Source organism: Blastococcus sp. TBT05-19 (assembly GCF_003319095.1).
In the GTDB taxonomy this organism is placed as follows: Bacteria; Actinomycetota; Actinomycetes; order Mycobacteriales; family Geodermatophilaceae; genus Blastococcus.
Genome location: NZ_QOHI01000004.1, coordinates 401,800 through 413,663, shown reverse-complemented (window position 1 = coordinate 413,663; position 11,864 = coordinate 401,800). Strand labels below are relative to the sequence as shown.

8 protein-coding genes and 1 pseudogene are annotated in these 11,864 nt (G+C 74.3%); 5 read left to right on the top strand and 4 right to left on the bottom strand.

All coding sequences use genetic code 11. The features are described from left to right. Nucleotides 1-16: 16 nt before the first annotated feature. A pseudogene (locus DQ244_RS19940) lies at nucleotides 17-940 on the bottom strand (acyltransferase family protein); the annotation flags it as partial. Nucleotides 941-1,297: 357 nt separating this feature from the next. Between DQ244_RS19940 and DQ244_RS13385 the strand changes: the two are divergent. After that, nucleotides 1,298-3,130 carry a hypothetical protein gene (locus tag DQ244_RS13385; RefSeq protein ID WP_158544563.1) on the top strand — a complete coding sequence of 611 codons (1,833 nt, stop codon included), beginning with the start codon at nucleotides 1,298-1,300 and terminating at the stop codon, nucleotides 3,128-3,130. 15 nt (nucleotides 3,131-3,145) lie between these two features. On the opposite strand, the gene DQ244_RS13380 is transcribed toward DQ244_RS13385, so the two are convergent. Further along, nucleotides 3,146-3,778, bottom strand: coding sequence for a TetR/AcrR family transcriptional regulator (locus DQ244_RS13380; RefSeq protein WP_113811958.1), 633 nt, complete (start codon nucleotides 3,776-3,778; stop codon nucleotides 3,146-3,148). A 100-nt stretch (nucleotides 3,779-3,878) separates the two neighbouring features. Here DQ244_RS13380 and DQ244_RS13375 point away from each other — a divergent pair, with 100 nt between their 5' ends. The 4 genes from DQ244_RS13375 (at nucleotide 3,879) to DQ244_RS13360 (ending at nucleotide 9,949) form a co-directional block, all read left to right on the top strand. Then, nucleotides 3,879-5,195 (top strand): nitrate/nitrite transporter, encoded by a 1,317-nt coding sequence (locus tag DQ244_RS13375; RefSeq protein WP_233491377.1) that lies wholly within the window; start codon nucleotides 3,879-3,881, stop codon nucleotides 5,193-5,195. Nucleotides 5,196-5,251: 56 nt separating this feature from the next. Then, the gene (locus DQ244_RS13370) at nucleotides 5,252-6,826 is read left to right on the top strand and encodes a gluconokinase (RefSeq protein ID WP_233491376.1); all 1,575 of its coding nucleotides are present in this window, start codon (nucleotides 5,252-5,254) and stop codon (nucleotides 6,824-6,826) included. An 18-nt stretch (nucleotides 6,827-6,844) separates the two neighbouring features. Next, the gene (locus DQ244_RS13365) at nucleotides 6,845-8,302 is read left to right on the top strand and encodes a GntP family permease (protein ID WP_113811956.1); all 1,458 of its coding nucleotides are present in this window, start codon (nucleotides 6,845-6,847) and stop codon (nucleotides 8,300-8,302) included. A 72-nt stretch (nucleotides 8,303-8,374) separates the two neighbouring features. Then, complete coding sequence (locus DQ244_RS13360) at nucleotides 8,375-9,949, top strand: FMN-binding glutamate synthase family protein (RefSeq protein WP_113811955.1); 1,575 nt, start codon at nucleotides 8,375-8,377, stop codon at nucleotides 9,947-9,949. Nucleotides 9,950-9,974: 25 nt separating this feature from the next. Here DQ244_RS13360 and DQ244_RS13355 read toward each other — a convergent pair whose 3' ends face one another. Then, nucleotides 9,975-10,595, bottom strand: a complete 621-nt coding sequence (locus DQ244_RS13355) for an FMN reductase (RefSeq protein ID WP_113811954.1) — start codon at nucleotides 10,593-10,595, stop codon at nucleotides 9,975-9,977. Beyond that, nucleotides 10,592-11,737 (bottom strand): LLM class flavin-dependent oxidoreductase, encoded by a 1,146-nt coding sequence (locus tag DQ244_RS13350; protein ID WP_113811953.1) that lies wholly within the window; start codon nucleotides 11,735-11,737, stop codon nucleotides 10,592-10,594. The genes DQ244_RS13355 and DQ244_RS13350 overlap by 4 nt, the downstream gene beginning before the upstream one ends. Nucleotides 11,738-11,864: the final 127 nt, after the last annotated feature.

Sequence of the window (11,864 nt, the reverse complement as noted above, 5' to 3'; positions counted from 1 at the left end):
ACGGGGCCCAGCCGAGCAGGTAGTAGATGCTGACCAGCACCGGCATGTGGAAGAGGAACAGGCCGTAGGAGATCTCGGCCAGCATGCGTGCCGGAGGGCCGGCGAGCAGCTGCCCGGTGGCGCCGGCCGGCCGGGCGCGCAGGACGAGCGGCCCGACGAGCAGCACGCCGATCGCCAGGTACAGGGCGTTCTTGACGACCGCCTCCACCCACGTGGGCGAGTCGAGCCCGAGCGGGCCGGCGACGGGGCTGCAGGCGACCCAGAAGAGGCCGGCGGCCAGTGCCCAGCAGGTCCAGAGGCTCGAGGCGAGCTCCCGCGCCACCCGGAGGACCGGCCACGCGCGGTCGCTGACGGTGAGGACGGCGAGCGCCATCCCGCCGGCGAACCACCCGAGGTGCGCAGGGAGCCAGAGGTGCACCGTGCTGCCGAACGACTGCAGCTGCCAGGCCAGCCCCACCCAGAGCCAGCTGAGGACGGCCAGCCCGCCGAGGCCCGCGAGCACCCGTCCCGGCCGCCACGCCGGGCCGGCGAGCCGCAGGAGGCCGGCGGCCAGCCAGGGCAGCACCAGGTAGAAGCTCACCTCGGTGCACATGCTCCAGAGGTGGGTCAGCGCCTCGCCGTCGGGGCGGTCGTCGTAGATCTGCACGAGCAGCAGGTGCCGCACCCAGTCGCCCACCCCCGCCGCGGCGTTGCCGGGCAGGAAGGCGAGCGCGAGGGACACGGCCAGCCAGTAGGCGGGCAGGATGCGCAGGGCCCGGCGCCACAGGTAGGCGGCGGCGCGAGGTGCGGCGCGGCCCTCCGCGGCGGCGAGGAAGAACGGCCGCCCCAGGAGGAAGCCGGACAGCACGAAGAAGATGGCGACGCCGACGTCCAGCCGGGCGAGGGCGCGGTCGACCGGCGCGGCGGCGTCCGTGCCGGTCCAGAACGCCGCGTGGGTCATCACCACCGCCGTCGCGGCGAGGACGCGCATGCCGTCCAGTGCGGGGAAGGAGCGTTCGGTGCGGGCGGCGGGGCCGCCGTCGAGCGTGGCCGATGCGGTCACACGAGCTCCATCTCCGCGGGGCAGGACCCGGGAAGCGTACGAAAACCGGCCGGTGACCGACAGCCGCCCCACCCGCGCGGAGGAACGGCGTCTCACCAGCTCGGGGGCCCGTTCCCGGCATTCCTGCCTTTCGAGACCTGCGCGTGTCTACACTCCGTCGGCTGACCCGATGGGAGAACAGTGGCTTCTGCAGGTGGATCGCCGGTCATGGAGCGCTCGGAGGCGCGTCCTGAGCGACCCGGCGCCGAGGTGCCCGTGGCGACGATGCGGCGCTGGACGGGCCGTCGTCCCGTGTTCGTCGGCGCGGCGCTGCTCATCCTCTCCCACCTCGTCCTGCGCGCCTGGATGGCGTCCGAGCGGGAGCTGTTCCAGGACGACTTCCTCTACGGCAGCCAGGCCCTCGAGATGCCGCTGCTGTCCTCCGAGTACCTGGTGGAGGACCGCGGGGGGCACTTCATGCCCGGCGCGATGCTGCTGCACGGGGTCCTCTACCGGCTCTTCCCGCTCGAGTGGGGTCCCTTCGCCGTCGTGATGGTCGCGCTCTCGGCGGCGGGCGCGCTCGCGGTGCTGCGGTTGCTGCGCGTGCTGATGGGGGACCGTCCGCGCCTCCTGGTACCGCTGGCGGTCTACCTCTTCAGCCCGTTGATCCTAGGCGCCTACGTCTGGTGGGCCGCCGCCATGAACTCGCTCCCGCTGCAGATCGGCCTGGCGTGGATCGCCGCCGACGCGGTCCTCCTCGTGCGCACCCGCCGTCGGCGGTACGCGCTCACGGGCACGGTGGCGCTCGTGATCACCCTGCTGTTCTACGAGCGGGCGGTGCTCATCGTGCCGTTCGCGTTCGTCCTCGCGGCGGTCCTGCTGCACGGCGAGGGCGTGGCGACGCCGCTCCGGGACGCCTGGGTGCGCGGACGGGCGCTGTGGCTCGGTGCCATGGCGGTCCTCGCCGCCTGGTTCGCGACCTTCACCCTGGCCGTCCCCTCCGAGGCGGTCGGTTCGGCGACGCTGGGCCAGATCGGCGAGCTGACCGTCATCACCGTGCGCAGCTTCGTGCCCGCGCTCTTCGGCGGCCCCTGGCGCTGGGCGAACATCGCGAACTCACCGGCCGCCGACCCGTCGCCGACCGCGGTGACGGCGAGCCTGGTCCTGCTGGGTCTGCTGGTCGGGTGGACCGTGCTGCGCCGCCGCGGCGCGGCGTGGCTCTGGCTGCTCGCCGCCGGCTACTTCTTCGCCGGCACGCTCCTGGTCGGAGCCGGGCGGGCCGCCTTCGGGGTCTCCAACGTCCTGCCGCTGGCCTACCGCTACTTCGCCGCCGAGGTGGTGATCGCCGCCGTCGTGGTCGCGGTGCTGCTGGTCCTGCCCCTCCACCGCCCGGAGCCGGGTTCGAGCCGGACCCGGGCGCTGATCGGGCGGCTCGCGGACCGGGCGGCGCGGCGGCCGGGCGCGGCGCGGGCGCGGCGGGTGGCGCTCGGGGTGTCGGCCGCCGCCTTCGTCGCCAGCTCGGCGTGGTCGACGATCGGCTACATGGACGTGTGGGAGACCGAGCCGTCCAAGCCGTACTTGGCGACGGCGAAGGAGTCGCTGGCGGCCGCCGGCGACGAACCCCTGCTCGACCAGGCGGTGGCCGACCACCTGGTGTGGAGCCTGATGACGCCGTGGAACGAGGCCTCCAAGGTGTTCGGCCCGCTGGAGGACCGGCCGACCTTCGCCGGCTCCACGCACGAGCTGCGGATGCTCGACGACGCCGGGCGGATGCGGCCGGCGTTCGTGGACGGTGGCATCCGGCTGTCCGGCGGGCCCGTGGCCGGTTGCGGGTGGGCGGTGCCGGCCGGGAGCGCGGTCGACGTCCCGCTGGACGCGCCGTTGTTCGACTGGGTCTGGACGGCGGAACTCGAGTACGAGGCCGACCGCGACGGCACGATCACCGTGACCCTGGGATCCCAGACCGTGGAGGCCCCGGTGCGGCAGGGGGCGAACACCGTCTACCTGCGCTTCGTCAGCGGCGGCGACGAGCTGGTCGTCACCAGCGGCACCGCGGATCTCGTCCTGTGCGTCCGTGCGGGCGTCGTGGGGAACATCGCGATCCGCTGAGCGGGTGGGCCGCCGTCAGGCGCGTTGCTCGAGCAGGCCGATGAGGATGTCGGCCGCGGCCGGCACGTCCTCCGGGAGCCGGGCCGTCTCGCCGCGTTCGACCCGGGCCAGCATCAGCTCGTTCATCCCGCCGACGGCGGCCAGCACGAGCTCGCGGCCGACCGGGCGCACGTCGGCGGGGTGCTCCCGGGCCAGGCCGGACGCGACGTCGCAGATGAGGTCGACGTAGCGGTCGATGACCGTGCGGCGCAGCGCCCGCGCCCGGGGACCGGCGGCCTGCACCTCCACGAGCGCCGCCCAGGCCACGGCCGGGCCGGCGGCCAGCGTCTCCAGGTAGGCGCCGATGCCCGCGCGCAGCCGGTCCCGCCACGGGAGCCCCGCCGCCCGCGCCTCGTCCTGCGCCCGGCGCACGGTCTCGAGGACCTTGTCGTTGGCGCGGGTGTACAGCTCGAGGAGGCACTGCTCCTTGTCCTGGAAGTGGGCGTAGACGATCGTCTTCGACACGCGGCCCTCGCGCGCGATGTCGGCGATCGTGGTCGCCTGGTAACCCTTCTCGGCCATGCAGGTGGCGAGCGCCCAGAGGATCCGGCCGCGACGCTGCCCGTCGTCCACGGCCGGGTCGTCGGTGAGGTCGACCAGGTTGTTCATCGGCGAGGGACTCTAGTTGCGCGCGACCCTCCGGTGACGCATCTCATCCGCCGTCGAGGAAGTGTCGGGCCCGCCGGGGCGTCGTTCCTGGGTGACCTCCGTGCCCGGAACCCGCCCACCGGCCCGCGCCTACGCGATGTGGGTCGTGGGCCTGCTGGCCTACGGCGTCGCGGTGTTCCACCGCTCCTCGCTCGGGGTGGCCGCGGTCGACGCGCAGGAGCGCTTCTCGGCGGGCGCGTCGGCGGTCTCGCTGTTCCTGGTGCTCCAGCTGGCGGTCTACGCCGCGTTCCAGGTGCCGGTGGGGGTGGCGCTGGACCGGTTCGGCTCCCGCCGCATGATCATGGCCGGCGCGGGGACCATGGCCGCGGGGCAGCTGGTGCTGGCGCTGGCCGAGGACGTGCCGACCGCGATCGCCGCCCGCGTGCTGGTGGGCGCCGGTGACGCGATGACGTTCATCAGCGTGCTGCGCGTCGTCTCCTTCTGGTTCCCGGGTACCGCGGCGCCGCTGGTCACGCAGCTGACCGGCATCCTCGGGCAGATCGGCTCGATCGTGGCCGCCTACCCGCTGGTGGCGCTGCTGCACTCGACGTCGTGGACGGCGACGTTCCTCGGGGCGGCGGCGACCGGCGTGCTGGTCGGCGTCCTCGTGCTGGTGGCCCTGCGCGACGCACCCGAGGGCACGCCCCGGCCGGTCCCGCCCGGGATGGCCGAGCTGCGCCAGGGTCTGCTGGACACCTGGCGGGAGCCGGGCACCCGCATCGGCCTCTACACCCACCTGGTCACGCAGTTCTCCGGCACGGTGTTCGCGCTGCTGTGGGGCTATCCGTTCCTCGTCGTCGGCCAGGGGTTGACGCCGGGGACGGCGGCCGGCCTGCTCACGCTCCTGGTCCTGGTCGGCATGGGTGTCGGCCCGGCGCTGGGGCGGCTCTGCGCGCGCTGGCCGCTGCGCCGGTCGGTGCTGGTCTTCGGCATCCTCCTCGCCACCGTGACCGCCTGGACCGTCGTCCTGCTGTGGCCGGGGCGGTCGCCGCTGTGGCTCCTGGTGCTGCTCGTCGTCGTGCTGGGCACGAACGGTCCCGGGTCGATGATCGGCTTCGACTACGCCCGTACGGAGAACCCGGTGGAGCGGCACGGCAGCGCCAGCGGCGTGGTCAACGTCGGGGGCTTCGTCGCCTCGCTGCTCACGATCCTGGCGGTCGGGGCGGTCCTGGACCTGCTCACCCCGGGCGGCTCCACGGCCTACGACCTGGACGCGTTCCGGGCGGCGTTCGCGGTCCAGTACCTGTTCTGGGCGATCGGGCTGGCCGGGGTGGTCCGCCACCGGCGCGAGCTGCGGGCGCGCCTGGCGCGCGACGGCGTGGTGCTGCGGCCGCTGCACGTCGCGATGGGCGCCCGGCTGCGCCGTCGCGCGAGCTGACCCGACCCCCGCTTGCCGCCCGACCGGCGGCACGAGCAGGATCACGAGGAGCAGCCGTGCCGGTCGGGGGAGGTGTCGTGGACGTCGTCATCGGGCTCGACTCGGGGACGACGGCCACCAAGGCGGTCACCGCCGGTGTCGACGGCCGGGTCCGGGACCTCGCCAGCGTGGGCTACCCGCTGCAGGTGCCCGCGCCGGGCCGGGCGGAGCTGGACTCCGGCCGGCTGCAGCGCGCGGCGGTCGAGGCCCTCGCGCAGGTGGCGGCCCGGGCGCGCGAGCGCGGCGACGTCGTCGTCGGCATCTCGCTCAGCGCCGCGATGCACGGCCTCGTGCCGATGGACGACGCCGGCACGCCGCTGGGCCCGGTGATCACCTGGGCCGACGACCGGGCGGCCGAGCAGGCGGCCGTGCTGCAGGCCGACGGCCGCGCCGCGGGCCTGCACGCCCGCACCGGCACCCCCGTGCACCCCATGTCGCCGCTGCTGAAGCTGGCCTGGGAGCTCGGCCAGGACCCCGACCGGGTGACCGGGGTGCCGCGCTGGGGTGGGGTGAAGGAGCTCGTGGTGGGCGCCCTCGTCGGCGGGCCGCACGTGGTCGACCGCTCCTGCGCCTCGGCCAGCGGGCTCTACGACATCCACACCGCCCGCTGGGACGACGAGGCGCTGCACGTCGCCGGCGTCGCTCCCGGCCAGCTGGGCGAGGTGCTGCCGACGACGGCGGTGCTGGACGGCCTGACCCGCGGGGCGGCGTCGGCGACCGGGCTGCCGGCGGGGCTCCCGGTGGTGATCGGCGCCTCCGACGGCGTGCTCGCCAACCTGGGCATCGGGGCGGTGCGGGGCGACGTCGCCGCCGTCTCGCTGGGCACCAGCGGCGCCATGCGGGTCGTCGTCCCCGCGCCAGTCGTGGATCCCGAGCGCCGGCTGTTCTGCTACGCCCTCACCGACGACCGCTGGGTGGTCGGGGGAGCGGTGAACAACGCCGGATCGGTCGTGCGCTGGGCCGCCCGGGCGATGGCCGGTGACGGTGGTCCCGACCCCGAGGGCGAGGCGGCCGACGACCTCGATGCGCGGTTGCTGGCCGAGGCCGAGGGCGTGCCCGCGGGCAGCTCGGGGCTGCTCTGCCTGCCCTACCTGCTGGGCGAGCGCGCCCCCTGGTGGCGGCCGGGGCTGCGCGGGGCCTATCTCGGCCTGCGCCGGGAGCACCGCCGTGCGCACCTGGTGCGGGCGGCGGTCGAGGGCGTGTGCCAGCAGCTCGCACTGGTGCGGGACGCGTTCGCCGCGACCGGGCTGCCGGTGCGCGAGGTGCGGGCCACCGGCGGCTCGGTCTCCTCCCGGCTCTGGCTGCGCACCCTCGCCGCGACGCTGGACCTGCCGGTGCGGGTCGCCGACTCCCCGGAGGGCGCGGGGCTGGGCGCCGCGTTGCTGGGCCTGCACGCCCTGGGCGCGCTGCCCGACCTGGACGCGGCCACCGCGCTGGTCGCGGTCGGCGACCCGGTGCTGCCCTATCCCGCCGACGCCGCGGTCTACGCCCGGCTGCGCCCGCTCGTCGCCCGGTCCACGACCGCGCTGACCGACGTCCTCGCCTCGCTCGACGGCCTCACCGGTCCGGCCGCCGACGCTCCCACCCCCTGATCCCACGCGGAGGCACCCATGCCCGAGGTCGAACCCGTCCTGAGCGCCGGGCCGCTGCTGCTGATCGCGGCCGCGGCGGTCGGCGTCCTGCTGTTCCTGATCATGAAGCTGAAGCTGCACGCCTTCCTGGCGCTGGTGCTGGTCAGCCTGCTCACCGCGCTGGCCACCCGGATCCCGCTGGAGGACGTGGTCACCACCCTGACCACCGGCTTCGGCTCGACGCTGGCGAACGTTGCGCTGCTGGTCGGGCTCGGCGCGATGCTCGGGCGGCTGCTGGAGCACAGCGGCGGGGCGCAGGTCCTGGCCGACAGCCTCATCCGCCGGTTCGGGGAGAAGCGGGCGCCGCTGGCGCTCGGCGTCGCCGCGCTGCTCTTCGGCTTCCCGATCTTCTTCGACGCCGGGCTCGTGGTGTTCCTGCCGATCGTCTTCACCGTGGCCCTGCGGCTGGGCGGCTCGCTCCTGACCTACGGGCTGCCGACCGCCGGCGCCTTCGCGGTGATGCACGCGTTCGTCCCACCGCACCCGGGCCCGGTCGCCGCCGCGGAGCTGATCGGCGCCGACATCGGGCTGGTGCTGGTCTTCGGCCTGCTCATCGGGCTGCCGACCTGGTACCTCGGCGGCTACCTGTTCGGCCTGTGGGCCGGCCGCCGCTACGACGTCGCCGTGCCCGACATCCTCTCCGACGAGAAGACGCTGGACGACACCCCCGACCCCTCGGTCGAGGGGACCTCGCCGGCGATCGCGTCCGGGGGCGGGACGCGCACGGAGACCGCGACCCGGCCGGCACCGCCGAGCTTCGGCACGGTCGTGGCGATCCTGCTGCTGCCGCTCGTGCTGATCTTCCTGAACACCGGGCTCAGCACGCTGGCCACGGCCGGCGCGCTGGACGAGGAGTCGTTCGTGGTGCGGGCCGGTCAGCTGCTCGGCGCGACGCCGGTGGCGCTGCTCATCACCGTGCTGGTCGCGAGCGTCGTCCTCGGGCTGCGCCGCGGGGAGAGCGGCGAGAAGGTCGAGTCGATCGTCAACAGCGCCCTGGGGCCGGTCTGCGCGATCATCCTGATCACCGGCGCCGGCGGCATGTTCGGCGGCGTGCTGCGCGCCAGCGGCATCGGCACGGCGCTGGCCGACGTCCTCGGTGACATCGGGTTGCCGGTCATCGTGGCGGCGTTCGTCGTCTCGGTGCTGCTCCGGGTGGCCCAGGGGTCGGCGACGGTGGCCCTGACCACGGCGGCCGGGCTCATGGCGCCGGTCGTGGAGGCCACGGACGGGCTCTCGGGGCCGGACCTCGCGCTGATCGTCATCGCCATCGCCGGCGGTGCCACCGTGCTCTCGCACGTCAACGACTCCGGCTTCTGGCTGGTCAGCCGGTTCTTCCGGATGGACGAGAAGACGACGCTCAAGACCTGGACGGTGATGGAGACCCTGCTCGGCACCATCGGGTTCGTGCTCGCCCTCGTGCTGAGCTTCATCCTCTGAGGAGCCCCGTCCTCTGAGGAGCCGCGACCGATCAGCTGGTCCGGCGGGCGCGCCGCTGGGACGCTGAGGCCCATGTCCAGGATCTCCCGCCTGGCCGCCGCCGGGCTCTCGGCGGTGGCGGCGGTCGCCGCGCGCGACCTGCTGCAGCGCGAGCACACCGTGCTGCGCAACTTCCCCGTCGTGGGGCACGCGCGGTACCTGCTGGAGGCCGTCGGCCCCGAGCTGCGCCAGTACCTGGTGGCCGGCAACAACGAGGAGCGGCCGTTCACCCGGGACCAGCGGCGCTGGGTCTACGCCTCGGCCAAGCAGGAGAACAACTACTTCGGCTTCGGCACCGACAACGACCTCGAGTACACGGCCGGGTACCCGGTCATCAAGCACCGCACCTTCGGGCGGGCGGTGCCGGCCTCGCACGTCGAGGCCGGCACCGGTGTCGAGCTGCCGTGCGCCAAGGTGCTGGGGGCCGCCCGCGGCCGGGCGAAGGCCTTCCGCCCCGACTCGGTGGTCAACGTGTCGGCGATGAGCTTCGGGTCGCTGTCCGGCGCCGCCGTCGAGGCGCTCAACCGCGGCGCGGCGCTGGCCGGCTGCCTGCACAACACGGGGGAGGGCGGGCTGTCGGCCCACCACCGGCACGGCGGCGGGCTGGTGTTCCAGATCGGCACCGCGTACTTCGGCTGCCGCGACGAGCACGGCCGCTTCGACCTGCAGCGGCTGGTCGACCTGGTGGCCGGCGCCCCGGTGCGGGCGCTGGAGATCAAGCTGAGCCAGGGCGCCAAGCCGGGGCTGGGCGGGGTGCTGCCGGCGGCGAAGGTCTCCGCGGAGATCGCCGCCGCCCGCGGGGTGCCCCCGGGGGTCGACTGCGTGAGCCCCTCCCGGCACGCCGAGTTCTCCGACGTCGACAGCCTGCTGGACTGGGTCGAGCTGCTCGCCGACGCGACCGGGCTGCCGGTGGGCATCAAGTCGGCGGTCGGCGACATGGCGTTCTGGGAGGAGCTGGTCCACCTCATGGCGACGACGGGCCGCGGGGTGGACTTCGTGACGATCGACGGCGGGGAGGGCGGCACGGGGGCGGCGCCGCTGATCTTCACCGACTCGGTGTCGCTGCCCTTCCAGCTGGGCTTCGCCCGCGTGTACGCCACCTTCGCGCGGGCCGGGCTCGCCGAGGACGTCGTCTTCGTCGGTGGCGGCAAGCTGGGCCTGCCCGACAACGCGGTGGTCGCCTTCGCCCTGGGCTGCGACCTGGTGAACATCGCCCGCGAGGCGATGCTGGCGATCGGCTGCATCCAGGCCCAGAAGTGCCACACCGACACCTGCCCGACCGGCGTCGCGACGCAGAACGCCTGGCTGGCCCACGGCCTGGACCCGGCGCTCAAGTCCGTCCGGCTCGCGAACTACGTGCGCACCCTGCGGCGGGACCTGCTCAAGGTGTCCGAGGCCTGCGGCGTCGAGCACCCGGGCCTCATCGACACCGGCTCGGTCGAGGTGCTGACCGGCCGCACCGAGTCGCGGCCGCTGGACGAGGTGTACGGCTACGAGCCCGGCTGGGGGCTGCCGTCGGCGGCCGACCGGACGGCGATCGCCGCGATCATGGCGGGGGAGTCACCGCAGGGCGGCAGCGCGCCCCCGTCGCCGACCGCCGCCGGCTAGGGGCCGAGACGGCCGTCTCGGCCCCTCAGGCGCCGCGGAGCAGGTCCTCGAACGACGTCGTCGGGTCGGCGAACGGATCGGCCGGGGCCGCCGGCGGGCGGGCGGCGACCAGGTCGGCCAGCTCGCCGGCGGCGCGCTGCACCCGGCCGGTGAGGGCCGGTGTGCCGGCGTCCCCGCCGGCCCAGTCCTCCGATGCGGCGAACACCGCGGTGGGGGCCACCGTCGAGCGCAGGTAGGCGAACAGCGGGCGCATCGCGTGCTCGAGGACGAGGGAGTGCCGCGCGGTGCCGGCGGTGGCGCCCAGGAGCACCGGCTTGCCGGTCAGCGCGTCCTTGTCCAGGACGTCGAAGAACGTCTTGAACAGGCCGCTGTAGGACGCCGAGAAGACCGGCGTGACGGCGATCAGGCCGTCGGCGCCGACGACGGTGTCCACCGCGCCGCGCAGGGCCTCGTTCGGGAAGCCGGTGAGCAGGTTGTCGGCGAGGTCGCGGGCGTGCTGGCGCAGCTCCACGACCTCGACGGTGACGGGGAGGCCCCGCTCGCGCAGGGCCTCCGTCGTCGCCGTCGTCAGCCGGTCGGCCAGCAGCCGGGTGGACGACGGGACGCTCAGCCCCGCGCTCACCACGGCCAGCGTGCGGGTGCTCATCGGGTCGCCGTCTCCACCGTCCGGCCGGTGACGCTGTCGCCCTCGGCGTGCACGGTCGAGTCCTTCGCCCCGCCGGCCGCGGCCACGCGCGAGGCGTGGGTCGGGGCGTCGGGGACGTGCGCCGGCTTCAGCGCGGCGAACTCCTCGCGGAGCACCGGCACGACCTCCTCGCCGAGGATGTCGAGCTGCTCGAGCACGGTCTTCAGGGGCAGGCCCGCGTGGTCGATGAGGAACAGCTGCCGCTGGTAGTCACCGACGTAGTCGCGGAAGCCGAGGGTCCGCTCGATGACCTGCTGCGGGGACCCGACGGTCAGCGGGGTCTCGCGGCTGAAGTCCTCCAGCGACGGGCCGTGGCCGTAGACCGGGGCGTTGTCGAAGTAGGGGCGGAACTCGTCCACGGCGTCCTGGCTGTTCTTGCGCATGAACACCTGGCCGCCGAGGCCGACGATCGCCTGGTCGGCGGCGCCGTGCCCGTAGTGCTCGTAGCGGCGGCGGTAGAACTCGACCATCCGCTGGGTGTGCTCCGGCGGCCAGAAGATGTGGTTGTGGAAGAAGCCGTCGCCGTAGAACGCGGCCTGCTCGGCGATCTGCGGGCTGCGGATCGAGCCGTGCCAGACGAACGGCGGGACGCCGTCGAGCGGGCGCGGCGTGGAGGTGAAGCCCTGCAGCGGCGTGCGGTGCTTGCCCTGCCAGTCGACGACGTCCTCGGTCCAGAGCCGGCGCAGCAGCGCGTAGTTCTCGACCGCGAGCTCGAGGCCGTTGCGGATGTCCTGGCCGAACCAGGGGTAGACCGGCCCGGTGTTGCCCCGGCCCATCATCAGGTCGACGCGACCGCCGGCCAGGTGCTGCAGCATCGCGTAGTCCTCGGCGATCTTCACCGGGTCGTTGGTGGTGATCAGCGTCGTGGACGTGGAGAGCAGGAGCTTCTGGGTCTTCGCGGCGATCCAGGCCAGGGTCGTGGTGGGGGAGGACGAGAAGAACGGCGGGTTGTGGTGCTCGCCCAGGGCGAAGACGTCGAGCCCGACCTCCTCGGCCTTCTGCGCGATGGTGAGGACCGCCTGCAGCCGCTCCGCCTCGGTGGGGGTGCGGCCGGTGGTCGGGTCGGTCGTGATGTCGCTGACCGTGAAGATGCCGAACTGCATGTCCGCCTCCGTGCTAGTTGAGAGTGCAACTATCTCACCGGCTCCAACACGGCGTCGCTCCCGGCTATGCCCGGGTACCCGCGAGGGGTGGGGGGCAGCGATCCGTAGTCGGTCCGCCACGCGCCGC

Bases quoted from the DNA above. Each gene is read 5' to 3' on its own strand.
- DQ244_RS13380 (WP_113811958.1), bottom strand. From the start codon at position 3,778: ATGAACAACCTGGTCGACCTCACCGACGACCCGGCCGTGGACGACGGG.
- DQ244_RS13365 (WP_113811956.1), top strand. From the start codon at position 6,845: ATGCCCGAGGTCGAACCCGTCCTGAGCGCCGGGCCGCTGCTGCTGATC.
- DQ244_RS13360 (WP_113811955.1), top strand. From the start codon at position 8,375: ATGTCCAGGATCTCCCGCCTGGCCGCCGCCGGGCTCTCGGCGGTGGCG.
- DQ244_RS13355 (WP_113811954.1), bottom strand. From the start codon at position 10,595: ATGAGCACCCGCACGCTGGCCGTGGTGAGCGCGGGGCTGAGCGTCCCG.
- DQ244_RS13350 (WP_113811953.1), bottom strand. From the start codon at position 11,737: ATGCAGTTCGGCATCTTCACGGTCAGCGACATCACGACCGACCCGACC.